23 protein-coding genes are annotated in these 26,422 nt (G+C 62.2%); 9 read left to right on the top strand and 14 right to left on the bottom strand.

All coding sequences use genetic code 11. The features are described 5' to 3' along the window. Positions 1-2: 2 nt before the first annotated feature. The 7 genes from LOY50_RS08950 to cobA all read left to right on the top strand — a co-directional run bounded on the left by LOY50_RS08950 (position 3) and on the right by cobA (position 10,508). Positions 3-578: an ANTAR domain-containing response regulator gene (locus LOY50_RS08950; protein ID WP_003199539.1), complete on the top strand. Its 576-nt coding sequence runs from the start codon at positions 3-5 to the stop codon at positions 576-578. 360 nt (positions 579-938) lie between these two features. Beyond that, complete coding sequence (locus tag LOY50_RS08945) at positions 939-2,150, top strand: NarK/NasA family nitrate transporter (protein ID WP_253472792.1); 1,212 nt, start codon at positions 939-941, stop codon at positions 2,148-2,150. 9 nt (positions 2,151-2,159) lie between these two features. Then, positions 2,160-3,830, top strand: a complete 1,671-nt coding sequence (locus tag LOY50_RS08940; protein ID WP_258690654.1) for a bifunctional protein-serine/threonine kinase/phosphatase — start codon at positions 2,160-2,162, stop codon at positions 3,828-3,830. Positions 3,831-4,256: 426 nt separating this feature from the next. Continuing rightward, the gene (nirB, locus tag LOY50_RS08935; protein WP_258690653.1) at positions 4,257-6,710 is read left to right on the top strand and encodes a nitrite reductase large subunit NirB; all 2,454 of its coding nucleotides are present in this window, start codon (positions 4,257-4,259) and stop codon (positions 6,708-6,710) included. After that, positions 6,707-7,024 (top strand): nitrite reductase small subunit NirD, encoded by a 318-nt coding sequence (gene nirD, locus LOY50_RS08930; protein ID WP_018605256.1) that lies wholly within the window; start codon positions 6,707-6,709, stop codon positions 7,022-7,024. Before nirB ends, nirD begins: the two co-directional genes overlap by 4 nt. Next, positions 7,024-9,741 (top strand): nitrate reductase, encoded by a 2,718-nt coding sequence (locus tag LOY50_RS08925; protein WP_258690652.1) that lies wholly within the window; start codon positions 7,024-7,026, stop codon positions 9,739-9,741. Before nirD ends, LOY50_RS08925 begins: the two co-directional genes overlap by 1 nt. 11 nt (positions 9,742-9,752) lie before the next feature. Beyond that, entirely contained in the window at positions 9,753-10,508 is a 756-nt protein-coding gene (cobA, locus tag LOY50_RS08920; RefSeq protein ID WP_258690651.1) for a uroporphyrinogen-III C-methyltransferase, read from the top strand. A 214-nt stretch (positions 10,509-10,722) separates the two neighbouring features. Here cobA and LOY50_RS08915 read toward each other — a convergent pair whose 3' ends face one another. The 9 genes from LOY50_RS08915 to ppsA form a co-directional block, all read right to left on the bottom strand. Continuing rightward, entirely contained in the window at positions 10,723-10,863 is a 141-nt protein-coding gene (locus tag LOY50_RS08915) for a hypothetical protein (protein WP_258691296.1), read from the bottom strand. A gap of 292 nt (positions 10,864-11,155) precedes the next feature. Next, positions 11,156-12,190, bottom strand: coding sequence for an OmpA family protein (locus tag LOY50_RS08910; protein ID WP_214510862.1), 1,035 nt, complete (start codon positions 12,188-12,190; stop codon positions 11,156-11,158). A 108-nt stretch (positions 12,191-12,298) separates the two neighbouring features. Continuing rightward, positions 12,299-12,889, bottom strand: coding sequence for an RNA polymerase sigma factor SigX (sigX, locus tag LOY50_RS08905; RefSeq protein WP_003183614.1), 591 nt, complete (start codon positions 12,887-12,889; stop codon positions 12,299-12,301). A 91-nt stretch (positions 12,890-12,980) separates the two neighbouring features. Next, on the bottom strand, positions 12,981-13,805 hold the full coding sequence (locus tag LOY50_RS08900) for a mechanosensitive ion channel family protein (RefSeq protein ID WP_003199523.1): 825 nt from the start codon (positions 13,803-13,805) through the stop codon (positions 12,981-12,983). A 2-nt stretch (positions 13,806-13,807) separates the two neighbouring features. Then, positions 13,808-14,053: a hypothetical protein gene (locus tag LOY50_RS08895; RefSeq protein WP_003199521.1), complete on the bottom strand. Its 246-nt coding sequence runs from the start codon at positions 14,051-14,053 to the stop codon at positions 13,808-13,810. Positions 14,054-14,116: 63 nt separating this feature from the next. Beyond that, complete coding sequence (locus LOY50_RS08890; RefSeq protein WP_253472777.1) at positions 14,117-15,112, bottom strand: zinc transporter ZntB; 996 nt, start codon at positions 15,110-15,112, stop codon at positions 14,117-14,119. A gap of 25 nt (positions 15,113-15,137) precedes the next feature. Continuing rightward, positions 15,138-15,629 carry a ribonuclease E activity regulator RraA gene (gene rraA / locus LOY50_RS08885; RefSeq protein ID WP_003199517.1) on the bottom strand — a complete coding sequence of 164 codons (492 nt, stop codon included), beginning with the start codon at positions 15,627-15,629 and terminating at the stop codon, positions 15,138-15,140. A gap of 126 nt (positions 15,630-15,755) precedes the next feature. Continuing rightward, the gene (locus tag LOY50_RS08880; protein WP_258690650.1) at positions 15,756-16,745 is read right to left on the bottom strand and encodes a lysophospholipase; all 990 of its coding nucleotides are present in this window, start codon (positions 16,743-16,745) and stop codon (positions 15,756-15,758) included. A gap of 182 nt (positions 16,746-16,927) precedes the next feature. Then, positions 16,928-19,303 (bottom strand): phosphoenolpyruvate synthase, encoded by a 2,376-nt coding sequence (gene ppsA / locus LOY50_RS08875; RefSeq protein WP_214510859.1) that lies wholly within the window; start codon positions 19,301-19,303, stop codon positions 16,928-16,930. 184 nt (positions 19,304-19,487) lie between these two features. Between ppsA and LOY50_RS08870 the strand changes: the two genes are divergently transcribed. Then, on the top strand, positions 19,488-20,306 hold the full coding sequence (locus LOY50_RS08870) for a pyruvate, water dikinase regulatory protein (protein WP_014337326.1): 819 nt from the start codon (positions 19,488-19,490) through the stop codon (positions 20,304-20,306). Positions 20,307-20,376: 70 nt separating this feature from the next. Here the strand turns inward: LOY50_RS08870 and LOY50_RS08865 are convergent, their stop codons facing one another. Beyond that, complete coding sequence (locus tag LOY50_RS08865; protein WP_258690649.1) at positions 20,377-21,222, bottom strand: type 1 glutamine amidotransferase domain-containing protein; 846 nt, start codon at positions 21,220-21,222, stop codon at positions 20,377-20,379. Positions 21,223-21,324: 102 nt separating this feature from the next. Here LOY50_RS08865 and LOY50_RS08860 point away from each other — a divergent pair, with 102 nt between their 5' ends. Then, positions 21,325-22,221, top strand: coding sequence for a LysR family transcriptional regulator (locus tag LOY50_RS08860; protein WP_258690648.1), 897 nt, complete (start codon positions 21,325-21,327; stop codon positions 22,219-22,221). Between the two features lie 172 nt (positions 22,222-22,393). Here the strand turns inward: LOY50_RS08860 and LOY50_RS08855 are convergent, their stop codons facing one another. From LOY50_RS08855 to LOY50_RS08840, 4 genes are all read right to left on the bottom strand, one after another. Further along, positions 22,394-22,621, bottom strand: a complete 228-nt coding sequence (locus LOY50_RS08855) for an MbtH family protein (RefSeq protein WP_079305605.1) — start codon at positions 22,619-22,621, stop codon at positions 22,394-22,396. 84 nt (positions 22,622-22,705) lie between these two features. Beyond that, positions 22,706-24,118, bottom strand: coding sequence for an aspartate aminotransferase family protein (locus tag LOY50_RS08850; RefSeq protein WP_258690647.1), 1,413 nt, complete (start codon positions 24,116-24,118; stop codon positions 22,706-22,708). A gap of 214 nt (positions 24,119-24,332) precedes the next feature. Next, entirely contained in the window at positions 24,333-25,664 is a 1,332-nt protein-coding gene (locus LOY50_RS08845) for an ATP-binding protein (RefSeq protein WP_253472761.1), read from the bottom strand. Then, positions 25,661-26,341, bottom strand: coding sequence for a response regulator (locus LOY50_RS08840; protein ID WP_013692602.1), 681 nt, complete (start codon positions 26,339-26,341; stop codon positions 25,661-25,663). Before LOY50_RS08840 ends, LOY50_RS08845 begins: the two co-directional genes overlap by 4 nt. Positions 26,342-26,422 lie beyond the last annotated feature (81 nt).

Genomic DNA, 26,422 nt, shown 5'->3' with positions numbered 1-26,422 from the left:
CCATGCTGCGTATCCTGCTGATCAACGACACCGCGAAAAAAGTCGGTCGCCTCAAGGCTGCCCTGATTGAGGCCGGGTTCGAAGTGATCGACGAGTCCGGCCTGACCATCGACCTGCCAGCGCGCGTCGAAACGGTGCGTCCGGACGTGATCCTGATCGATACCGAGTCACCCGGGCGCGATGTGATGGAGCAGGTGGTGCTGGTCAGTCGCGACCAGCCACGACCGATCGTCATGTTTACCGACGAGCACGACCCCAATGTGATGCGCCAGGCGATCAAGTCGGGCGTCAGCGCCTACATCGTCGAAGGCATCCACGCCGCGCGCCTGCAACCGATCCTCGACGTGGCCATGGCCCGCTTCGAAAGCGACCAGGCCCTGCGCGCCCAACTCCTGGCCCGGGACCAGCAACTGGCCGAACGCAAGCGCATCGAACTGGCCAAGGGCATGCTGATGAAGATGAAGGAATGCAACGAGGAACAGGCCTACACCCTGATGCGCCGCCAGGCCATGAGCCGCCAGCAGAAACTGATCCAGGTGGCGGAGCAGATCATTGCCATGAATGAGCTGCTGGGCTGAAAGCCTTGTAGCGCCAGCCCTACTAATGATCGTTCCCACGCTCTGCGTGGGAATGCCGCCAGGGACGCTCCGCGTTCCGCTTCACAAGGTGACGCAGAGCGTCACGAGATGCATTCCCACGCAGAGCGTAGGAACGATCATGACAGACCTGGCACAGATCTCGCTTAAGCAAACCCACAGGTAACCAACGGCGGTTGCCCCACCTACGACAAAGACGTCGCACACCCTTCTTGCCTCTCTGGCGATCCGGGTTGCGGCGTTTTTTTGTTTTGGCCCTTCGGGACCGGTGGTGCGACCACAGACGGCGCACTGCTCAAAGCACTGACTCATTTCTCGAGACTTTTACAGCTGAGGTGCGCGATGAATTCAAGCTTCTGGAAATCCGGCCATACCCCGACTCTGTTCGCGGCCTTCCTCTACTTCGACCTGAGCTTCATGGTCTGGTACCTGCTCGGTCCACTGGCGGTACAGATCTCTGCCGACCTGCACCTGACCACCCAGCAACGCGGCCTGATGGTCGCGACGCCGATCCTGGCTGGCGCCGTGCTGCGCTTGTTCATGGGCCTGCTGGCCGACCGGATCTCGCCAAAAACCGCTGGTATGGTCGGCCAGGTGATCGTGATCAGTGCGCTGTTCTGCGCCTGGAAACTGGGCATCCACAGCTACGAACAAGCCCTGCTGCTCGGCCTGTTCCTGGGCGTGGCCGGCGCTTCGTTCGCCGTGGCCCTGCCGCTGGCCTCCCAGTGGTATCCGCCACAGCATCAGGGCAAGGCCATGGGCATCGCCGGGGCCGGTAACTCGGGCACCGTGCTCGCGGCACTGATCGCACCGGTCATGGCCGTGGCCTTCGGCTGGACCAACGTGTTCGGCTTCGCGCTGATCCCGCTGGTGCTGACCCTGGTCATCTTCGCCTGGTTGGCCAAGAACGCCCCCGAGCGGCCAAAAGCCAAATCCATGGCCGACTACCTCAAGGCCCTGGGTGACCGCGACAGCTGGTGGTTCATGTTCTTCTACAGCGTGACCTTCGGCGGCTTCATCGGCCTGGCCAGCGCCCTGCCCGGCTACTTCAACGACCAATATGGCCTGAGCCCGGTCACCGCTGGCTACTACACCGCCGCCTGCGTCTTCGGTGGCAGCCTGATGCGTCCATTGGGCGGCGCCCTGGCGGACCGTTTCGGCGGCATCCGCACCTTGCTGGGCATGTACACCGTAGCGGCCGTCTGCATCGCCGCAGTGGGTTTCAACCTGCCAAGCTCCTACGCCGCCCTGGCCCTGTTCGTCTGCACCATGCTCGGTTTGGGTGCGGGCAACGGCGCGGTGTTCCAACTGGTGCCACAACGCTTCCGCCGCGAGATCGGCGTGATGACCGGCCTGATCGGTATGGCCGGCGGCATCGGCGGCTTCGCCCTGGCGGCGGGCATGGGCGCGATCAAGCAAAGCACCGGTAGCTATCAACTGGCACTGTGGTTGTTTGCCAGCCTCGGTGTCCTGGCCTGGTTCGGCCTGCACGGCGTCAAGCGTCGCTGGAGAACCACTTGGGGTTCGGCAGCTGTCACCGCTGCTCGGGTATAAGCTGCAACCATGAGCCTGCAATTGAGTTTCGCCGAAGCCAGTGCCATCGGCCCGCGGGAGGAAAACCAGGACGCCCTGCGCCTGGTCACCCCCGCCCCGGCCCTGGCCGCCAGCAAGGGTTACCTGTTCGCCATCGCCGACGGCGTGAGCCAATGCGCCGATGGCGGATTGGCCGCCCGTTCGACCTTGCAAGCGCTGGCCCTGGACTACTACTCCACACCGCAGACCTGGGGCGTGGCCCAGGCGCTGGACCGGCTGTTGCTGGCGCAGAACCGCTGGCTGCAAGCCAACGGTGGCGGGCAACCGCTGCTCACCACCGTCAGCGCCCTGGTCCTGCGGGGCCGGCGCTTCACCCTCGCGCATGTCGGCGATTGCCGGGTCTACCGCTGGCACGCCGATCATCTGCAACGGGTCAGTGAGGATCACGTCTGGGAACAGCAAGGCATGCAACATGTGCTCAAGCGCGCCCTGGGACTTGATCAACACCTGATCCTCGACTTCCTCGACGGTGAACTGCGCACCGACGAAACCTTCGTATTGCTCAGCGATGGTGTCTGGGCAGTCCTGGGGGACACGGCCATCGCCGGCATCCTGCGCGACCAACCGGACCTGGGCCTGGCCGCGCAAACGCTGGTCAACGCCGCGCACCTGGCCGGTAGCCAGGACAACGCCAGCGCCTTGTTGGTGCGGGTCGATGCCGTGGGTGAAGCCAGCATCGGCGATGCCCTGATCCAGTTGCAGCAATGGCCCCTGCCGCCTGCGCTGAAACCGGGCCAGGTGTTCGAGGGCTGGCAGATCGAAAGCCTGCTCGGTCACAGCCAGCAATCGTTGCTCTACCGGGTACGCGACGGCCAGGGCCAACCCTGGCTGCTGAAAACCTTGCCCGTGCAGCTACGGGACGATAGCCGCGCTGGGCAGGCCTTGCTCTCGGAGGAATGGTTTCTCAAGCGCGTCGCCGGGCGGCAGTTTCCCGAGGTCCATGGTGTTCCCCAGCGCCAGCATTTGTACTACGTGATGCGAGAATATCCGGGTGCGACCCTGGCCGAGCTGTTCCACCAGGCCGGGCCGCTACCCCTGGCCCAGTGGTTGGACCTGGCGCAACGGCTGGTACGGGCAGTAGGCCTGTTGCATCGCAGGCAGATCTACCATCGCGACATCAAGCCGGAAAACCTGCACCTGGGCGACGACGGGGAATTGCGCCTGCTGGATTTCGGCCTGGCCTACTGCCCGGGCCTGTCCGAGGACCAGGCCAACGTCTTGCCCGGCACCCCCAGCTACATCGCTCCGGAAGCTTTCGGCGGCACCGCACCCACGGCGCAGCAGGATTTGTATGCCGTCGGCGTGACCTTGTATTTCCTCCTGACCGGGCACTATCCCTACGGCGAAATCGAAGCCTTCCAACGCCCGCGCTTTGGCGTGCCGGTCAGTGCCAGCCGCTATCGGCCAGACCTGCCCGAATGGCTCGGGCAAAGCCTGGACCGCGCCGTCGCAGCGGATCCGGAGCAGCGTTTTGAAACCGCCGAGGAATGGTTGTTGCTGCTGGAACAGGGCGAGCGCCGCAGTTTGAGCGTCAGGCCCAGGCCGTTGCTGGAAAGAGAGCCGCTGAAGGTCTGGCGGACGTTGGCGCTGGTGTCGTTGGTGGTGAATCTGGTGCTGCTGTTTCTAGTGTTTCACTCATAACAACCGTGGCGAGGGAGCTTGCTCCCGCTGGGCTGCGAAGCAGACCCAAAAAACAGGCAACCGCTGCGCGCTTGAGCGGGAGCAAGCTCCCTCGCCACAAAAGCTTTCTCGCCAGCCCTTCCACGCTCCATTACCGGGCAACACGCTTTGATACGGTGCAATAAACCCCTCCCCAATCCGCTCAACCAGCTCGCTGCTCAATAAATCCGCACCTTCGAGCCAGTTGGCACAACCACTGCATACCCCCTATCAACATACATAAGGCAACGCCTCCAACGATGAAGGCGGTGCTTCCCGAGAGAACGGGACCAGGACAAAGGCGTCCTCGCTAGCTTGCTAGCGGGACGCCTTTTTTTGTTTTCGTAAAAATGACCGAGCCAGTCCGATCGCCGTGATAAAGCGGACCTGAGCTTGCGGAGAACCCTGATGAAGAAACTCAAACTGGTGATGATCGGCAACGGCATGGCCGGGGTTCGAACCCTCGAGGAACTGCTCAAGCTGAGCAACGAGCTATACGACATCACGGTGTTCGGCGCCGAGCCCCACACCAACTACAACCGCATCCTGCTCTCGCCGGTGCTGGCCGGTGAGCAGACGTTCGAAGAGATCGTGCTCAACGACCTGAGCTGGTACCTGGACAACAACATCAAGCTGCTGCTCAACCGTAAAGTGGTGGAGATCGACCGGATCAAGCGCCGGGTCATCGCCGAAGACGGCAGCGAAGCCGAATACGACCGCCTGCTGATCGCCACTGGCTCCACACCCTTCATCCTGCCGATTCCTGGCAACACCCTGGAAGGCGTGATCGGCTACCGCGACATCGCCGACACCCAGGCGATGATCAACACCGCCAAGACCCACACGCACGCCGTGGTCATCGGCGGCGGCCTGCTCGGCCTGGAAGCGGCCAACGGCTTGAAGCTGCGGGGCATGGATGTGACTGTCGTCCACATCGGTGAATGGCTGCTGGAACGGCAACTGGACAAGACCAGCGGCCAACTGCTGCAGACCGCCCTGGAAAGCCGTGGCCTGAAATTCCGCCTCAGCGAACAGACCCAGGCCTTGCACGACGCCGGCAATGGCCGGGTCGGCTCGGTCCAGTTCAAGAACGGCGACATCATCCCCGCCGACCTGGTGGTGATGGCCGCCGGCATCCGTCCCAACACCGAACTGGCGGAAAAATCCGGCATCCCGTGCAACCGCGGGATCCTGGTCAACGACACGATGCAAACCTACGACCCGCGCATCTACGCCATCGGTGAATGCGCCAGCCACCGCGGCACCGCCTACGGCCTGGTGGCGCCGTTGTTCGAACAGGCCAAGGTCTGCGCCAACCACCTCGCGCAACTGGGCTTCGCCACTTACAAGGGTTCGGTCACCTCGACCAAATTGAAAGTCACCGGCATCGACCTGTTCTCCGCTGGCGACTTCATGGGCGGCGAAGGCACCGAGACCATCACCCTTTCCGACCCCATCGGCGGCGTCTACAAAAAGCTGGTGATCAAGGATGACGTACTGGTCGGCGCCTGCCTGTACGGCGATACGGCAGACGGCGGCTGGTATTTCCGCCAGATCCGTGAGAACCACGGCATCAGCGAGATCCGCGATCACCTGATGTTTGGAGAAAACGCCCTCGGAGACGTCGGCCACCAGGGCCAGGACAAAGCCATGAGCATGGCCGACACCGCCGAAGTCTGCGGCTGCAACGGCGTGTGCAAAGGCACCATCGTCAAGGCGATCCAGGAACACGGGTTGTTCAGCGTTGATGACGTGAAAAAACACACCAAGGCCGCCAGTTCCTGCGGCTCCTGCGCCGGCCTGGTGGAGCAGATCCTGATCAACACCGTCGGCGGTGCGGCGGACGTCAAGCCGAAAAGCGAAAAAGCCATCTGCGGTTGCAGCGACCTCAACCATGGCCAGATCCGCCAGGCGATCCGCGACCAGCATTTGCTGACCATCGCCGGGGCCATGAGCTACCTGAACTGGCGCACCCCCAACGGCTGCGCCACCTGCCGCCCGGCGTTGAACTACTACCTGATTTCCACCTGGCCTGGCGAAGCCCACGACGACCCACAGTCGCGCCTGATCAACGAACGCGCCCACGCCAACATCCAGAAAGACGGCACCTACTCCGTGGTCCCGCGGATGTGGGGTGGCGTGACCAACCCTTCGGAACTACGGCGCATCGCCGACGTGGCCGACAAGTACAACGTGCCCATGGTCAAGGTCACCGGCGGCCAGCGCATCGATTTGCTGGGGATCAAGAAGCAGGACCTGCCCGGCGTGTGGAAAGACCTCGACATGCCGTCCGGCCACGCCTACGGCAAGTCCATCCGCACCGTGAAGACCTGCGTGGGCAGCGAGTTCTGCCGCTTCGGCACGCAGAACTCCACCCAACTGGGCATCGAGCTGGAGCACGACCTGTTCAACATGTGGTCGCCGCACAAGGTGAAGCTGGCCGTCTCCGGTTGCCCACGCAACTGCTCGGAAGCCGGGATCAAGGACGTCGGCATTATCGGCGTCGATTCCGGTTGGGAGATGTACATCGGCGGCAACGGCGGGATCAAGACCGAGGTCGCGGAGTTTTTCGTCAAGCTCAAGACTGCCGAAGAAGTGCGCGAATACAACGGCGCCTTCCTGCAGCTGTACCGCGAGGAAGCCTTCTACCTCGAACGCACCGTGCATTACATGCAGCGGGTCGGCATGGAGCACATCAAGAAAGCCGTGCTGGAAGATCCGGTTCGACGCAAGGCGCTCCATGAACGCCTGAAGTTTTCCCTGTCGCTGGAACAAGACCCGTGGAAACAGCGCCTGGAACAACCCCAGCTGAAAAAAGAGTTTGAGGTCATTCCCGTGAAAAACCTGGAGGTGCCGGCATGAACTGGCTGGATATCTGCGCACTGGAAGAGATCAATATCCTTGGTTCGCGCATCATCAACGGCCCGAAAGGCGACATCGCGATTTTTCGTACCAGCGACGATGAAGTGTTCGCCCTCGATGATCGTTGCCCGCACAAGGGTGGCCCACTGTCCCAAGGGTTGGTCTACGGCAAGCGCGTGGCCTGCCCGCTGCACAACTGGCAGATCGACCTGGAAAGCGGCCAGGCCCAGGCCCCGGACGTGGGCTGCGCCCATCATCATTCGGCCCGGGTCGAGAACGGCCGGGTGCAGTTGGCACTGCGGGACGCAAGCTGATGAACCGCCAGACCACTGCCTCGACCTGCTGTTATTGCGGGGTCGGTTGCGGCGTCCTGATCGAGCATGACGACGAGCGCATCCTCGGCGTCAGCGGCGATCCCGCCCATCCGGCCAACTTTGGCAAACTGTGCAGCAAAGGCTCGACCCTGCACCTGACCGGCGACCTCGCCGCCCGCGCGCTCTACCCCGAGTTGCGCCTGGGCAAAGGCCTGGCCCGGGCCCGCACCGACTGGGACAGCGCCCTGGATCACGCTGCCAGTGTCTTCGCCGAGACCATCGCCGAACACGGCCCCGACAGCGTGGCGTTCTACATCTCCGGCCAATTGCTGACCGAGGATTACTACGCCTTCAACAAGCTCGCCCGGGCATTGGTGGGCACCAACAACATCGACAGCAATTCGCGGCTGTGCATGTCCTCCGCCGTGGTGGGCTACAAGCGCAGCCTCGGCGCCGACGCCCCGCCCTGCAGCTACGAAGACCTGGAATTGAGCGACTGCGTGATGATCGTCGGCAGTAACATGGCCTACGCCCATCCCATCCTCTTTCGCCGCCTCGAAGAGGCTAAATCCCGCCGGCCGCAGATGAAAATCATCGTCATCGACCCCCGGCGCACCGACACCTGCGACCTGGCGGACCTGCACCTGGCGATCCTGCCGGGCACCGATGTCGCCTTGTTCCATGGGATTTTGCACTTGCTGCTGTGGGAAGACTGGGTCGATCGCGACTTCATCAAGGCCCACACCGAAGGCCTGGCGGAGCTGAAGAACCTGGTACGCGACTACACCCCGACCATGGTCGCCCAGCTGTGCGGTATCAGCGTCGAACAACTGCAGCAGTGCGCCGAATGGGTCGGCACGTCGCCGAGCTTCCTGTCGTTGTGGTGCATGGGTTTGAACCAGTCCACCGCCGGTAGCGCGAAAAACAGCGCCCTGATCAACCTCCACCTGGCCACCGGGCAGATCGGCCGACCGGGTGCGGGACCGTTCTCGTTGACCGGTCAGCCCAACGCCATGGGCGGACGAGAAACCGGCAGCCTGTCGAACCTGCTGCCGGGCCATCGTGAAGCCGCCAACCCGGAACATCGTGCGGAAGTCGCCCGCTACTGGGGCGTTGAGCAACTGCCCACCACCACTGGCTTGAGCGCCATCGAGCTGTTCGAGCAGGTGCGCAGCGGCAAGATCAAGGCCTTGTGGATCGCCTGCACCAACCCTGCCCAATCGATGCCGGACCAGACCGCGGTACGTGAAGCCCTGCAAGCCTGTCCATTCGTGGTGTTGCAGGAAGCTTTCCGGACCACCGAAACCGCCGCGTTTGCCGACCTGCTGCTGCCAGCGGCCAGTTGGGGCGAGAAAGAAGGTTCGGTGACCAACTCCGAACGGCGCATTTCCCACGTCCGCCGGGCCATCGCCGCACCGGGTGAAGCACGTGCGGACTGGGCAATCACCGTGGATTTCGCACAACGCCTGGAAAAACACCTGCGCCCGAGCTTGCCGAGCCTGTTCGCCTTTGAAAGCCCGGCCCAACTGTTCGATGAATACAAACAGCTGACCCGTGGCCGCGACCTGGACTTGTCCGGCATCAGCCATGCCCTGATCGATCAACTCGGCCCTCAGCAATGGCCCTTCCCGGACGGCGCCACGGTCGGGACGGCGCGCCTGTACGTAGACGGGATTTTTCCGACCGACAGCGGCCGGGCACGGTTTGTGGCCGACCCGTATCGCGCCGCCAAGGAACTGCGTGACGCTCGCTACCCGTTGACCCTGAACACCGGCCGCCTGCGCGACCAATGGCACGGCATGAGCCGTACCGGTACCGCCGCGCAGTTGTTTGGTCATGTGAACGAAGCGGTACTCAGCCTGCACCCCGACGAACTGCAACGCCATCGCCTGCAAGCGGGCGACCTGGTCAGCCTCAAGAGCCGTCGCGGCAGCGTGATCGTGGCCGTGGACAGCGACGACAGCGTGCGTCCCGGCCAGGCCTTCCTGCCCATGCACTGGGGCGACCGGTTCCTCAAGGGCGGCGTGAACACCCTGACGCAACCAGCCTTCGATCCCTTGTCGAAACAACCGGAACTCAAGCACAGCGGCGTGCGCCTGGAACCGGTGAACCTGCCTTGGCAGCTTTTCGCCTTGATCGAAGGCGATGTTCAACAACATCTGGAGGCCCTGCGCCCCCTGTGTGAGGCATTTTCCTACGTCAGCCTGAGCCTGACTGGTCGTGAGCGTCCCGCGTTGCTGATTCGCGCTGCCAGCGCCGTTGCCCCTGAACCGCAACTGCTCCAGGCCATCGACGAACAACTGGGCCTGATCGATGGGCCGGTGCTGGCCTATGACGACCCGCGTCGCGCCATCGGTAAACGGGTGCGCATCGAAAACGGCCGCATCACCGCTATTCGCCTGGCCGGCGAAACCTTGGCCCGCCACTGGTTGCAAAACCTGTGGCTGGAAGGTCGTGCCGATGAACAACTGCGGCGCTGGCTGCTGGCGCCTTTGAGCGCGCCGCCGGGCAACGTCGGCGCCGCAACGGGTGGCAGTAAAACGCTGTGCAACTGCATGAACGTCAGCCAGCGTGCGATCTGCGCAGGTATCGAACGTGGCCTGGACTTGCAGGGGCTCAAACAGGAACTGGGCTGTGGCACGCAATGCGGTTCCTGCGTACCGGAAATCAAGCGCCTGCTGGTTGCCACTGCGCAACCGCTGGCGGCTATCTCGTGAGGAAAAACACTATGAACGCAAAAGTCTGGCTGGTGGGTGCAGGTCCCGGTGACCCTGAATTGCTGACCCTCAAAGCCGTGCGCGCCCTGGGCGAGGCCGACGTGGTGCTGATCGACGACCTGGTCAACGCCGCGGTGCTGGAACATTGCCCCGATGCGCGCATCATTGCCGTGGGCAAGCGCGGCGGCTGCCGCTCTACACCCCAGGCCTTTATCCATCGCCTGATGCTGCGTTATGCCCGCCAGGGCAAATGCGTGGTGCGCCTCAAGGGCGGTGACCCGTGCATCTTCGGCCGCGGCGGTGAAGAGGCGCAGTGGCTGCGCGAGCAGGGTGTCGAAGTGGAGATGGTCAATGGCATCACCGCCGGCCTCGCGGGGGCGACCCAGTGCGATATTCCACTGACCCTGCGCGGGGTTGCCCGGGGCGTGACGCTGGTGACGGCCCACACCCAGGACGGCAGCAGCCTGAACTGGCAAGCCTTGGCGCAAAGCGGCACGACGCTGGTGGTGTACATGGGTGTGGCGAAGCTGAGCGAAATTCGTGAGCAATTGCTGGCCGGCGGCCTGGCGGCGGACACACCCGTGGCCATGATCGAAAACGCCTCCCTGCCCCACCAGCGTGACTGCCGCAGCGACCTGGCCTCGATGGAAGCCGATGCCAGCACCTTTCAACTCAAGAGCCCGGCGATCCTGGTGATTGGCGCAGTGGCCGGCGCGGCTGAACTGGCCGCCTCCCCGTCTGCCTGGGCCCAGGTTTCAGCTCTCTGACATACAACCCCTACCAAATGTGGGAGCGAGCTTGCTCGCGATTGCAATGTATCAGCAGCCTGGATGGTGACTGACACACCGCAAATCGCGAGCAAGCTCGCTCCCACAATGGGATTGGAGTATGACCGGGAGAGATAGGTCGGCTGTCAGGCCGCTTTCGCGAGCAGGCTCGCTCCCACAGAAGGAACGCGATCACCCAGAACCAGGTCGGCTACTAGGCCGCCTCGCGGTGGACGTTGATCTCGGGCGCCCCGTTAACCACGATGGCCGAACGCAGGCATTGCGCAGTGGGCACCTCGGCATGGATGCCGAGGTAGCCGCGCTGGGCCATGGATGGCCCTTCGCGGCGGCCCACGGAGCAATGCCTTCGTTCGGGCATGCCGAGCCTAGGCGAGGCACCGAGTGGTGGGGCAGAAGCGCTTTGGTTACTTTCGCGCTTTTCGAAAGTGACCCGCCGTCAGGGCGGAACCCTAAGCAGCCGTTACCGCAGCAATGGATATGTACTCAAACCAAAAATCCTGGTTAACCGTAAGGCCGCCATCGCGAGCAAGCTCGCTCCCACAGGTTCAGTGATCCAGCCCTGAGTCATAAATCCCAGGCAAAGAAAAGCCCGGCCTAGGCCGGGCTCCTCCAAAGCTGTGGGCTAATTACTTAGCTTGGGCTTCAACCTGCGCTTCTACGCGACGGTTAACTGCACGACCAGCTTCAGTGGCGTTGTCAGCAACTGGGCGGGATTCGCCGTAGCCAACAGACTGAACGCGGGACGATTCAACACCGTACTGGTTGGTCAGAACTTGCTTAACGGCGTTTGCACGACGCTCAGACAGTTTCTGGTTGTAAGCGTCAGGACCGACGGAGTCAGTGTGACCTTCAACAGTGGTGCTGGTGGATGGGTACTGCTTCATGAAGTCAGCCAGGTTCTTGATGTCGCCGTAGCTGTTAGGCTTGACAACCGACTTGTCGAAGTCGAACTTCACGTCCAGCTCAACACGTACGACTTCAGCAACAGCTGGGCAGCCATCAGCGTCAACGGTTACGTTGGCTGGGGTGTCAGGGCACTTGTCGACGTTGTCGCACACGCCATCGTTGTCGCTGTCGGAGCAGACTTCAGCCGGAGCTGGAACTGGAGCAGCAGCAGGCTTGGAGCCGCCACCGAAGTTCACACCGATACCGACGCTTGGAGCCCACTCGGTGTCGCCCTGGTCGATGTTGTACTGAGCTTCAACGCCGGCACGGGCGTAGAAGTTCTCGGTGAAGTACAGCTTGGCGCCGCCACCAACGTTAGCGAAGGTGGAACGGTTACGACCGCTGGAGCCGTTCTGACCGATGCTCTGGTCGGAGAAACCAGCCGATACGTACGGACGCAGCATGTCACCTGGGTTGTTGAAGTGGTACAGGGCGTCCAGAGCGGTGTTGGCGCCCTTGATGTTACGACCGTCGTCGGAACGTGCGTTGTGCACTTCGTCGTAGGCCAGACGCAGTTCAACGTCGTCGGTCAGGAAGTAACCAACCGAACCGCCGAACAGGTTGCCGTTGTTCTTGAAGTTACGAGCGCTGTCGAATTGTTCTTTCTTGGCGAAGCCTTCGATTTCAACTGCGCCTTGGCCTTGTGCCAGAGCGCCGAACGAAGTGGCAGCAATCAAAGAACCAATGGCAAAGCCCAAGGTGTTTTTCAGTTTCATCCGTTAAATCCCCATCTGGTGATTGTGAAGCAGTCCCGCAAACCGGGGGACAACTCGGCGGCAAGTCTATCAGAACTTGCCTACACGTAAGAGATATTTGCGCCGAACTTAAGTTTCAGCAATGCCTGCAAATTTCTCACGCAATTTGTCAAGCGCGCGCTTGTAACGCATTTTTGTCGCGCTCAAACCCATATGCATTATGTCTGCGATCTCCTGGAATTCCAGCTCTGCGACAAATCGTAGCACCAGAATTTCCCGATCGATCGGGTTCACATAGACCAGCCAACGATCGAGTCCCCCCTTCTCCTCGGGCTTGGGCGCCTTATCTTCCGACGCTTCCTCCAGAGGATCCAGGCTCAAAGCGTCCATCAAGCGACGCTTTCGCCGTTCCTTGCGATACTGCGTGATGCATTCGTTGTAGGTGATGCTGTAGAGCCAGGTCTTGAACTTCGATTTCCCCTCGAAGTTCTTCAGCCCATACAGCACCTTCAACATCACCTCCTGACAGACATCGTCAGCATCGCGATCGTTCCCAAGATATCGTGCACAAACGTTAAATAATGTTCTCTGGTAACGGCGCATCAATTCTTCATAGGCGCGCGTTACGTGAAACAGCTCGGTATGCGCGCGCGCGACCAACTCCTCATCAGAGAGATCACGGGGGTCGTAGCGCGTAGATAGCGATTGGGGTTTGTTCAAAACAAGTCGGGCCGACAGTCTAGGTCAATGTGCGCCGCAGCCTGCGATAGCAGGCATTTTGCGGCGGCATACATTAGCAGGGTTTGCCGGGTTAGCGGCTACTCACATGCTGTTCCAGCAGGATCCGATTGGAAAGCGACACCAGCTCGCCCTCCTCGGTCAGCAATGTGGTCTTCACCGTGCCAATCTCTTCGATCTGGCCTTCGACCTCGCCAACACGCACTTGTTGCCCAACCTCATACAATTCACGCACATAGATTCCCGCCAGGATCTGACCGGCGATTTCACGACTTCCCAATCCCATTGCCAGCGCAACCGCCAGACCAACGGTAATCAAAACGATCACGATCACGTGGTTGAGCAGGTCTGTCTTGACCTCCAACTGGCTGATCGCCACCGAAATACTGATGATGATCACCAGGCCCTGGGCAATTCGCCCTACGCCAGCGGCGTAGTCCAGCCCAACGCCTTCGGCCGCGCCGCGCACCAGCCCATTGGCCAGTTGCGCCAGCAGAACGCCGACCAGCAACACCAGCGCAGCACCAAAAACCTTCGGCAAATACAATGCGAGCATATCGAGCGTAGCCGAAACTCGCTCAAGGCCGAGGGATTCTGCTGCCGAAACCAGGAAAATCAGCAATACGAACCAATACACGATCTTGCCGACCAGGGTCGAGATCGGTACCTGGATGCCGCCACGGGACAGCAATTTGGTCAGGCCGGTGCCGCCCATCAGGCGATCGAGGCCCAATTTGGCGAGCAACTTGGACAGCAGCGTGTCCAGCAGCTTGGCCACGACAAAGCCCAACAGCAGCACCACCAGGGCGCCGAAGAGGTTCGGGATGAAGTTAGCTACTTTGGTCCACAACGCAGTCATCGCCGTGACGAGGCTCTGGGTCCAGAGATCAAGTTCCATATTCAATCAGCCTTATCAGCGGTGCGAGTAACAGGTTTACGGCGGGAAACCGGCGAGAGATGGGCCGATCCGTTATTCAGGGCGATCATCAGCGCAGGCAACCAGCGGCCCAGCAGGCTGAACAGATCGCCCGCGCCGACCTGGCGGTTGGCGGTTTTCAGTACACGTCCCAGGCATGCATCGTCGTCCCGACTGGACGGCGAAGCCTTGAGCATGTCGCGCAAAGACTGTTCAAACGGATCGTGCATACGCACCTCTCGTGATGTCTGTGGAAGACGCGATCAAATTTCGTCGGGTCACATGAAACCCCATCACACCCAGCGCAAACGGCGGAACAACAACCACTGCCCCGTCGCGACGCAGATCATCAGCAGGCAGGCAACCATGAAACCGTAGGGGCTTGCGGAAAACGGAATACCGCCGACATTGATACCCAGAAGGCCGGTGAGAAAACTCATCGGCAGGAAAATCCCGGTGACGATACCGAAGCGGTACATGGTGCGGTTCATGCGCACCGAAAGACGTCGGTCTTCGGCCTCCAGCACAAGCCCCACGCGCTCTCGAGTCAATTCCAGCTCCTCGAGGTAACGGGTCAGGCTGTTGTTCAATTCGTTCCAGTAGTCACCGTCATCGTCGCAGAACCATGGCAGTTTGAGCCGCGTCATCTGGCCGAAAATGTCCCGCTGTGGCGCCAGGAATCGCTTGAGCCCGGCAGCCCTTCGACGGATGTGCAAAATGGCGTCGTGCTCGGGAGTATACCGTTCGTCGGTATCGAGTTTTTCTTCCTCGCCATCGACGATTTCGGAGAGACAGGTGACCAGGTCCTGCACCTTATTGGTGAGGTATTGCGCCATGTAGAGGATGAGTTCGGACGCCGTCTTCGGGCCCTTGCCCTCGGCCAGCTGCGCCAACAGCTCATCGGTGGCGCGCAACGGACGCAGGCGCAGGGAGATCACCCGCTGGGCGGACGCAAAGATCCGTACCGACACCATGTCTTCAGGTTCGGCGCCCGGGTTGAGATTGATCCCCCGCAGGAACAGCAGCAGCTCGGCATTGGGCAACGGCAACAGCCGCGGCCGGGTGTTTTCTTCGAGCAGCAGGTCGCAGTTGAACTCGCTCAGGCCACTGGATTTGCGCAACCAGGTGTGGGTTTGCGGATGACTGCGATCCCAGTGCAGCCACAGGCTTTCATGGGCCTGCAACTGCAAATCGTCGAGTTCGGTCCGGGCTATGGAACGCGCGCCGCCTTTACCGTCCAGCACCAGGGCATGTACCAGCCCCCACTGCGCGTTTTCTTCCTCGAACATCCTCATCCCTTATGGCTGTACTGCTTCATTCAGGCATTTTCAGCGGGCTTGGCGAGACGATCACGCCGTTATTGTCCGCATAGACATACTCGCCCGGGCGAAACGTCACGCCGGCAAAGGTCACCGGCACATTGAGTTCGCCAACGCCGCGCCGGTCAGTCTTCATCGGGTGACTGGCCAGGGCCTGAACCCCGAGATCCGTCTGGGCAATGATGTCGACGTCGCGGATGCAACCGTAGACCACCAGCCCTTCCCAGCCGTTTTTCGCGGCTTTTTCCGCCAGCATGTCCCCCAGCAGCGCCCGACGCAGGGAACCGCCGCCATCGACCACCAGCACCTTACCGTTGCCCTTGAGTTCAACCTGCTCCTTGACCCGCGAGTTGTCCTCGAAGCACTTGATGGTCACGATTTCGCCGCCGAAGGAATCGCGACCGCCGAAATTGCTGAACATCGGCTCCAACACCTGCACCAGTTCCGGGTAGGCGTCGCACAGGTCGGGCGTGAGGTAATGGTTCATCGAACAACTCCTGAAAGGCTGGAACGTCGGACTGAATGAGCAACCGTTTGTGACTGGAACCGCTTGAAGCGTCATATCTTAGCCGCAAGCCGACCAGAGCGAAATGACCTTGTCAGAGCCTTCGCCTCAAACCGCCTCGGCCAACTGGGGCTGTTCGGCCGGCAAAGGGGCCTGTTGATCCTTGAGCCAACGCGCCACCAGCGGCCAGACCTCAAGGTGTGCGGCCTTGCTGACCAGCATCTCGACGTGACCGAAGTCTTCGGTGAAACCCTGTCCCCGGCCCAGGCAGACAAACTGCTTGTGCTCGGAACCGATCTGATCGAAGAGTTTGCGGCACGCCCAGGTCGGGTCCTGGTGATCGCCTGCGGCACTCACCGCCAACACCGGCAACTGGACATCGGCCAACCCGGCCCACCAGTTCTTCTCGGCATCGCCGAAACGTCCGAACAGGCCGTACCAGCGCATGCTTTCCAGGGCCAGGCCGATGGGCTCGTCCTCGGGGCCGCGCTTGAGCCTTGAACCGGACAATTGGGCAAAACGCTTGAGAATGAAGCGACCGCTCCACTCCACTGGCGGAATCTTCAGCGGCCAGTATGTACGGCTGACCTGGGTACCAAAAAACGCCGCCGACGCCACCGCCGGCTCGCCCAGGTAATGACCGCCCAGGGCGGCCGCCAGGGTGATGCCCCCCAGGGAGTGACCGATCCAGTGGGGCACTTGCCCGCTCTGCTCACGCACGAAGGCGCCAATGGCCGGCAAGTCGTAGCGGGCGTAGTCGGCCACGCGATTGTGGCGATAGCCCAGGTTGCGCTGGGACAACCCATGGCCGCGCATCTCGGGGATCCAGACATCGAACCCCAGGCGCGCCAGGTACGCGCCCAGGCCCAGGCCCTTGGGGGAATACCAGAAACGCCGGTTGGAAAAACTGCCGTGCAACAGGATCACCGGGACCCCACGGGTCTCGCAGGCATCGGCCATGCCCAGCCGGGTGACGGCCAGTTCGACGCTGGCGTCCGGGCTGTTGCCGGGTTTCAAGCGATAGACATCTTCGCTCAGATCACCGCGCCGCTCGGCGCTGATCAGGGCGACAGGAAAGAGGTTGCTGCTGCTTTGCATGATCTTCTTGCACAAAAAAGGGCGGCATCCTTGTGGAGCCCGCCCTACAACCACAGAACCTGTGGGAGCGAGCTTGCTCGCGATGGCAGAGTGTCAGTCAGCATTAAATTTTGCTGACCCACCGCTATCGCGAGCAAGCTCGCTCCCACAAAGTCAACTCACAGGCTTTAGTCGATCAAAGATCAGACCGCCGCCTGACCCTCAGCCAGGAAGAACCAGGTTTCCAACACGGAGTCCGGGTTCAACGAAACGCTTTCGATGCCCTGCTCCATCAGCCACTTGGCCAGGTCCGGGTGGTCCGACGGGCCCTGGCCGCAGATGCCGATGTACTTGCCAGCCTTGTTGCAGGCGGCAATGGCGTTGGCCAGCAGCTTCTTGACCGCCGGATTCCGCTCATCGAACAGGTGCGCGATGATCCCGGAGTCGCGGTCCAGGCCCAGGGTAAGCTGGGTCAGGTCGTTGGAACCGATGGAGAAACCGTCGAAGAACTCGAGGAATTCTTCAGCCAGGATCGCGTTGGACGGCAGCTCGCACATCATGATCACGCGCAGGCCATTGTCGCCACGGGCCAGGCCGTTTTCCGCCAGCAGGTCGACGACCTGGCTCGCTTCGCCCAGGGTCCGGACGAACGGCACCATGATCTCGACGTTGGTCAGGCCCATTTCGTTGCGCACACGCTTGAGGGCGCGGCATTCGAGCTCGAAGCAGTCGCGGAACGATTCGCTGATATAGCGCGAAGCACCACGGAAGCCCAGCATCGGGTTCTCTTCTTCCGGCTCGTAGAGCTTGCCGCCGATCAGGTTGGCGTATTCGTTGGACTTGAAGTCCGACAGGCGCACGATGACCTTTTTCGGCCAGAACGCCGCCGCCAGGGTGCTGATGCCTTCCACCAGCTTCTCGACGTAGAAACCGACCGGATCGTTGTAGCCGGCAATGCGCTTGTCGACGCTGTCCTTGATGTCCTGCGGCAGGCCGTCGTAGTTCAGCAGTGCCTTGGGGTGCACGCCGATCATGCGGTTGATGATGAACTCCAGGCGGGCCAGGCCCACGCCAGCGTTCGGCAGTTGCGCGAAGTCAAAGGCGCGGTCCGGGTTGCCGACGTTCATCATGATCTTGAACGGCAGGTCCGGCATGGCGTCCACGGAGTTCTTCTTGATGTCGAAGCCCAGTTCGCCCTCGAAGATGTAGCCGGTATCGCCTTCGGCGCAGGACACGGTCACGCCCTGGCCGTCCTTGAGCAGTTGGGTGGCGTTGCCGCAACCCACCACGGCCGGGATCCCCAGTTCACGGGCGATGATCGCCGCGTGGCAGGTACGCCCGCCGCGGTTGGTGACGATGGCGCTGGCGCGCTTCATCACCGGTTCCCAGTCCGGGTCGGTCATGTCGGAGACCAGTACGTCGCCGGCCTGGACCTTGTCCATCTCCGAGACGTCCTTGATGATCCGCACCTTGCCGGCGCCGATGCGCTGGCCGATGGCACGGCCTTCCACCAGCACGGTGCCGGTTTCCTTGAGCAGGTAGCGCTCCATGACGTTGGCCTGGGTGCGGCTCTTCACGGTTTCCGGACGGGCCTGCACGATGTACAGCTTGCCGTCGTCACCGTCCTTGGCCCACTCGATGTCCATCGGGCACTTGTAGTGCTGCTCGATGATCATCGCCTGCTTGGCCAGCTCGCTGACTTCGGCATCGCTGAGGCAAAAACGCGCGCGCTCGGCCTTGTCCACGTCGACGGTCTTCACCGAACGACCGGCCTTGGCTTCGTCGCCGTAGATCATCTTGATGGCCTTGCTGCCCAGGTTGCGGCGCAGGATGGCCGGACGACCGGCTTGCAGCGTGCCTTTGTGGACGTAGAACTCATCCGGGTTCACAGCGCCCTGCACGACGGTTTCACCCAGGCCGTAGGCGCCGGTGATGAACACCACGTCACGGAAGCCCGACTCGGTGTCGAGGGTGAACATCACGCCGGCGGTGCCGGTTTCGGAGCGGACCATGCGCTGCACACCGGCGGACAGGGCAACCAGCTTGTGGTCGAAGCCCTGGTGCACGCGGTAGGAAATGGCACGGTCGTTGAAAAGGGAGGCGAAGACTTCCTTGGCGGCACGGATGACGTTTTCCACGCCACGGATGTTCAGGAAGGTTTCCTGCTGGCCGGCGAAGGAGGCATCCGGCAGGTCTTCGGCGGTGGCCGAGGAACGCACGGCGACGGCGATGTCGGGATTGCCTTCGGACAGCTTGGCGAAAGCGGTGCGAATCTCGGCGTTCAGTTTCTCGGGGAACTCGGCGTCCATGATCCATTGGCGGATCTGGGCACCGGTCTTGGCCAGGGCATTGACGTCATCGACGTCCAGGGCATCGAGCGCATCGTGGATCTGCTTGTTCAGGCCGCTCAGTTCCAGGAAATCACGATAAGCCTGGGCGGTCGTGGCGAAGCCACCTGGTACCGATACACCGGCACCGGCGAGGTTGCTGATCATCTCGCCCAGGGATGCGTTCTTGCCCCCCACATGCTCCACATCATGGACGCCGAGCTTATCGAGGGAAACTACGTACTCTACCAAGGTGATCTCTCCACTAACTGTGTTGGAAAAGCTCAAGGCACCGGTGGCTCCAGGGGAGCGATGACCGGCGATATGGCCTGGACCTGGAAAATAAGTGAGAATGCGGACCACTGGCGGCCAGCAAATCGCGCCTATCATATCCAAGAATCGTCACTAGCTCACTAGCTTAAGGCCCAAGGCGCAAATGAAACGATCTGCTTTCTTTATCTCCGACGGCACCGGCATTACGGCCGAAACGCTAGGCCAAAGCCTGTTGGCACAGTTCGAAAACATTACCTTCGCCAAGTTCATACGACCGTACATCGACAACGTCGACAAGGCGCGGGCCATGGTACAGCAAATCAATAAAGCCGCCGAAACCGACGGTTTCCGCCCGATTATCTTCGATACCATCGTCAATCAGGACATCCGTGAGATTCTCGCGACGTCCAATGGTTTCATGATCGACATTTTTTCCACGTTCCTGGCGCCCCTGGAACAGGAACTGAGCGAGCACTCGTCCTACTCGGTCGGCAAATCCCATTCTATTGGCCACAACTCCAACTACATGGAGCGGATCGAGGCGGTCAACTTCGCGCTGGACAACGATGACGGGGCCCGCACGCATTATTACGACAAGGCCGACCTGATCCTGGTGGGCGTGTCGCGCTGTGGCAAGACGCCGACGTGCCTGTACATGGCGATGCAGTTCGGCATCCGTGCGGCCAACTATCCGCTGACCGAAGACGACATGGAGCGCCTGCAGCTGCCCAGCGCCCTGCGTGCCCACCAGCACAAGCTGTTCGGCCTGACCATCGACCCGGACCGCCTTACCGCGATCCGCAACGAGCGCAAGCCCAACAGCCGCTACTCGAGCTATGCCCAGTGCGAGTTCGAAGTGCGCGAGGTGGAAAACCTGTTCCGGCGGGAGAATATTCCACACATCAACTCCACGCATTTTTCCGTGGAGGAGATTTCGGCGAAGATCCTGGTGGAGAAAGGGGTGGAGCGGCGGTTCAAGTAAGGTAGAGGCCTTAAGCCAAAACCTGTGGGAGCGAGCTTGCTCCCACAGGGGAATCGGTGGTGGTGCTGGGTCAGCGCTTCAACCGCTCGACCAACACCTGCCCCACCTCCAGCGCCGACGCCGGGTTCTGGCCGGTGATCAACTCCCGGTCCATGACCACATGGGACATCCATGGCGATGTGTTGCTACGGTATTGCCCACCCGCCTGTTCCAGTGCGGTTTGTGGATAGAACTTCATGCTCCCGCCGCCCAGAAGCCCCTTGGCCAGTTCTTCTTCCTGATTGCTGATTACCGTCATCTTGTACCCGGCGTAGATCCAGTCGGCCTTGGCCGAGGCCTGGCCTCTGGCGGCCAACTGGTCGACGAAGCCCCTGGCATCGGGCAGGGTCGACAGCAGCGCTATCGGCCCGTGGCAGACCAGCGCGGTGGTCTTGCCCTTGTCATGAAAATGCGTCAGCACCCGTCCCAGCGGCGCGCTGGTCAGCAAATCCTGCATCGGCGCGTGCCCGCCGGGGATGTACAGGGCGTCGAACCGCTCCAGGCCGATCTGCTCGACACGGGCCAGGCTGATCACCGGTGAGTCCTTGGCCGAGGTGATGTTCAACTGCGCCAGCAACGCCTGGTAGCGCTCCAGCTCCGCCGAGTCATTGTTGAAGTACATCTTGTCCACCGAGGAACGGTCCAGCGTCGGCGCCTTGCCCTCGGGCGTTGCGAACGTCACTTGGTGACCCGCCTCCAGCAACAGTTTCACCGGTTGCAGCAATTCGTTGAGGTAAAAGCCGGTGGAGAAGACCTGGCCATTTTTCAGATCCAGATGATCGGCGTCCGACAGGACCACCAGCACGTTATCGGCATGGGCCGCGACGCTGATGCCTGCCAGAACGACAGACGTTGCCAAGGTAGTGAGCTTTTTCATGATGACTCCAGAACGCTTCGATAAAAGATGGCTCACTGTATTGATGCGTTTACCGGCGATAAACTGGCCACCCGGAACATCACCTGGCCTCTGGAGGCAATAATGGCTCGTCGTTTCGATCATCTGGCGGACGTGGAAGCCTTCGTCACGGTCGTGGAAAAAGGCACCCTCAGCGCCGGCGCCGTGGCGCTGGGGACCACGCCTTCGGTCCTGAGCCGCGCCATCTCCCGCCTCGAAGCCCGGCTTGGGGTGCAATTGTTACGACGCACAACCCGGCGGCTGAACCTGACCGATGCCGGCACGGTGTACCTGGAACAGTCGCGCTCGGCCTTTGCCCTGATTGACGATGCCGAGCGGCGGATCCAGGGCCAGGACGGTGTCCTGACCGGTCGCGTACGCCTGAGCGTGCCGACGACCTACGGTCATTACCGCCTGCCGTCGCTGTTGTCGCGTTTCGCCCAGGCGTGCCCGCAAGTGCGGGTCGAGCTGAGCATCACCAACCGCAATGTCGACCTGGTGGCCGAGGGGTATGACCTGGCGATCCGCCTCGGGCCATTGCCGGACAGCGGGCTGGTCGGCCGCAAGCTCGAAGACGCCCGCCTTTGCCTGGTGGCCGCGCCGCACTACCTGGCACGCGCCGGAACGCCCCGGCACGTCGATGAACTGGCTGCACACGCCTGCCTGCCCTTCGTGATGCCCAGCAGCGGACGCATCGCCCCCTGGCTGTTTCGCGAAAATCATCAAGATCGGGAATGGCTGCCGGTGGGCAATGTGCAGGTGTCCGACGATGTATTGGGCATCGTGTCCCTGGCCCAGGCCGGGATGGGGATCTGCCAGACCTATGAGTTCATTGTCCGGGAGCGAATCGAGCGCGGGGAACTGGTGGCTTTGCTGGAAGACTTCGGCGGACGCAGCCGGCCGTTTTCAATCATCTACCCGCCGCACCGACAACTGCCGGCGGCGGCACGGGCGTTGATTGATTTTTTGATCGCGCAATAGCCCCTGTGGGAGCGAGCTTGCTCGCGATGGCGGAGTGTCAGCAGCATCGATATTGCTGATCCGCCGCCATCGCGAGCAAGCTCGCTCCCACAGGGGTTCTGATGTGACTGCAGGATTTTTATTCTCCCGCAGCCTTCCTGTGGAAGCTTCCTTCCTGCCACAAGCTCTGCATTTAGTGAACCGCAGCCGCCTGCTCGTCCATCTTCTTGCGCAGGCTCAGCGGGCGCATGTCGGTCCAGACTTCTTCGATGTAGGCCAGGCATTCCTTCTTGAACCCGCTTTTGCCGACGGTACGCCAGCCTTCGGGGACGGCCTTGTAGTCTGGCCAGATCGAATACTGTTCTTCGTGGTTGACCACGACCTGAAAGACGATGTCCTCGCGGTCGAATACTGAAGTCATGGGTGTCTCTCCATCTTTGCTCGAGGTTCGCTGCGGCGCATGCGCAGCCAGGATATGAAAGGAACGTACGGGCCCGAGTGAAAATTAGGCCTCGACAACCGCCGCCTGCAGGGCACGCCCGAAAATCTCGGCAACCCGGTCGATTTCCGCCTTTGTGATGATCAGCGGCGGCAGGAACCGCACCACGCCGCCCTGCCGGCCACCCAACTCCAGGATCAGCCCGCGCTTGAGGCATTCACGTTGCAGCCGTGGCGCCAGCCGTGCATGCACCGGCGGATGGCCCAGCGCATCGGGTTTACCCGCCGGGTTCACCAGTTCGACGCCGAGCATCAACCCGCGACCGCGGATATCGCCCAGTTGTGGGAAGTCTCGCTGCAGGATGCGCAGGTGCTCGCTCAAGCGTTCGCCCATGGCGGCGGCGTGGGCCGGCAAGTCGTGCTCCTGCAGATAGCGCATCACTGCGGAACCGGCGGCCATGGCCATCTGATTGCCACGGAAGGTCCCGGCGTGGGCACCTGGCAGCCAGGTGTCGAGCCAGTCGCGATAAACCACCACCGCCAGCGGCAGGCTGCCACCGATGGCCTTGGACAGCACGACCACGTCCGGGATGATCCCGGCGTGCTCGAACGCAAACATCTTGCCGGTACGGCCAAAGCCGCTCTGGATTTCGTCGACGATCAACGCCACCCCCGCCTGCTCGGTGATCCGCCGCAAGCCGCGCAGCCAGTCCAGATCAGCGGGAATCACCCCGCCCTCGCCCTGCACCACTTCGACGATGACGGCTGCCGGCAATTGCACGCCGGCCTCGGGGTCATTCAACAGGTTCTCCAGGTAATGCAGATTGGCCTTCACGCCCGCCACACCGCCCAGCCCGAACGGGCAGCGGTAATCGTAGGGGTATGGCATGAACTGCACGCCGCTGCTGAGCAAGGCGCCCAAGGGTTTCTTCGGCCCCAGGCTGCCCATCAGGCTCAACGCCCCTTGGCTCATGCCGTGATAACCGCCCTGGAACGACAGCACGGTGCTGCGGCCGGTGGCGGTGCGCACCAGCTTGAGGGCGGCTTCCACCGCATCGGTACCGGTGGGGCCGCAGAACTGGATCTTCGCCTCGGCGGCCAGCTCTGCCGGCAACAGGCCGAACAGGTCCTGGACGAAACGGTCCTTGACCGGCGTGGTCAGGTCCAGGGTATGCAAGGGCAGCTCATCGGCCAGCACCTGCTGGATCGCTTCGATCACCACCGGATGGTTATGCCCCAGCGCCAGTGTGCCAGCGCCGGCCAGGCAATCGATGAAGGTGCGCCCCTCGACGTCCTCGACATACAGCCCCTTGGCACGCTTGAGGGCCAGGGGAATCCGCCGTGGGTAGCTGCGGGCATTGGACTCCTGCCGACTCTGGCGGGCCAGCAGCGGCGACTCATTGAACTGGTAGAGCGTCTCGGCCGGCGCAGGACTGACCCGGGCCGGCTGTGCTTCGATAAGACTGTTGGCGACTGACATCCCTCGACCCCGCAATACACTGAAGTAATGACCCAACGACACACCGCACAGGTGCATCTCCGGTCGGAGCGCACATGCAGGTTTCCTGTTGTGGAAACGCATCAGCAATGCAGGGATTTACTCTCGGGCAGAACTTTCTCCGTCAGCGCGATCAGTGGTTTGTCCTTGAAGCCTGTGGGAGCAAAGCCTTCCTACAGGCCATTGCTAAAGTGAATCAGGCCGGTAACACCTGAACCGGCACAGTCAATTCGACTCGCAGCCCATCCGGGCGCGTGTCGAAATGCAGGCCGCAGCCGCAACGCTGGACGATGGCCTGGACGATCGCCAGCCCCAGGCCGCAGCCGGTGCTCTGGCCGTTGCGCCAGAAGCGCTGGGTCAGGTGCTGGATGTCGTCGGCGGCGATGCCGGGGCCGTGGTCGCGGACCTGGAAGCGCACGCGCTGGCCGATCATCTCCAGGCTCAGCTCCACATCGGTATCGTCCGGGGTATGGCGCAGGGCGTTATCCAGCAGGTTGCGCAAGGCGGCGATGGAGAGCACCGCCGGCATCTGCACCGGTGCATCGGACAACCCTGGGGATACGTGCAGCCTGATCCGCCGCGAATCACTGCTGGCGGCATCCTGGATCGCCAGCCGGGCGACCTGCTCGGCGTTGCATTGCACGCCATCGTCGAACGACAGGCTGCCTTCGACCCGCGCCAGCAGCAGCAACTGTTCGAGTGTGCGATGCATGCGGTCGGCGCCCTCCTCGGCCCGGGCCAGGGATTGATCGCGGGCGGCGCCCTCGGTCATGCGCGCCACTTGCAGGTGCGTCTTGATGGCGGTCAGCGGGCTGCGCAACTCGTGGGCGGCGTCGCCGGTCAGCCGTCGCTCGCGCTCGATGGTCTTGCCGATGCGCTGGAACAACTGGTTCTGGGTCTCCAGCAGCGGTCGCAATTCGCTGGGCAGTGGATGGATCTGCAAGGGCTCCAGGGAGTCGGCGCTGCGCCGCATCAGCGCATCGCGAATGCGATTGAGCGGTGCCAGGCCCTGGCCAATACCCAGCCACAACAGGCACAAGCAACCGAGCAACGCCACGCCCACCGGCACCGAGGCGGCCAGCAGTATCGACATGTTCAGGGCTTCGCGTTCGATCTGGCGGTCGGCGGTCGTGACGCGCAAGTCACCCCGGGCCAGGGTGAAGCTGCGCCAGGGCGCGCCGTCGATCATCTGGTCGTGGAAACCCATTTTCTCGGCTTCCAGGGTTTGCTCTGGGGTGCCGTGGCTGCGGGCCAGAATCTCGCCGCGCAAGGAGCTGACCTGACAGGCCATGCCGCCAGGAATGCTCAATTGCTCGGAGCTCAAATGCGTGCCGTCGCCCTTGCTGGGCAACGGTGGCATCTGTTCCAGCAACCCGGCGACCATCCGCGCCGAAGCCACCAGGCGCTGGTCGAGGGAAAACATCATCTGGTTGCGCAGGTCACTGAGCATCCACGCCGCGGCCAGGGCCCAGATCAGGGCAAAGGCCGCGCCGAGGGTCAGGCTCAGGCGCAGTCGCAGGCTCATCACTTGGAAGACTCTCCACCTTCGGCCGGCCCCAGGCGATAGCCCAGGCCGCGCACAGTCTCGACAATCCCGTTGCCCAACTTGCGCCGCAGGTGATGGATATGGACGTTGAGGGCGTTGCTTTCCAATTCGTCGTTGAACCCGTAGACGCTGTCCTTGAGCTGTTCGGTGGACAGCACCCGGCCGCGACTGTGCAGCAGCGCCTGCAACAGCGATTGCTCGCGCCGGGACAGATCCACCGGCTGGCCGTCCAGGGTGGTTTCCCGACTGCTGGGGTCGTAGGTCAGGCGACCGTGCTCGATCAGGTTGACGCTGCGCCCCGCCACGCGTCGCAGCAACGTGTGCAGGCGCGCCGCGAGTTCGCGCAGGTCGAAGGGTTTGAGCAGGTAGTCATCGGCGCCGGCCTGCAAGCCGTCGACCCGGTCGGTTACCGAGTCCCGGGCAGTGAGGATCAGCACCGGCGTCTCCAAGCCCTGCTGACGCAGTTGCCTGAGCAGCTTGAGACCGTCCTCGTCGGGCAATCCCAAGTCCAGCACCATGACGTCGAATTCCGCCACGCCGACCATCGCCCGCGCCGCCGATGCGGTGGCGACGTGCTCGACAGTCAGGCCCTGCGCCGTAAGGCCGGCAACGATCCCGCTGGCAATCAACTCATCGTCTTCGCAGACCAGTACGCGCATGGTAAGCCCCGTGGAAAAAGGTACATTAGGCCGCCGGCCGATTAAGCCGACATTATGCGACGAGTACAGCCAACATGGGCG

The organism is Pseudomonas sp. B21-010 (genome assembly GCF_024749325.1).
GTDB lineage: Bacteria > Pseudomonadota > Gammaproteobacteria > Pseudomonadales > Pseudomonadaceae > Aquipseudomonas > Aquipseudomonas kilonensis.
The sequence above is the reverse complement of the archived record's forward strand: the minus strand, read 5'-3'. Positions and strand labels throughout refer to the sequence as shown.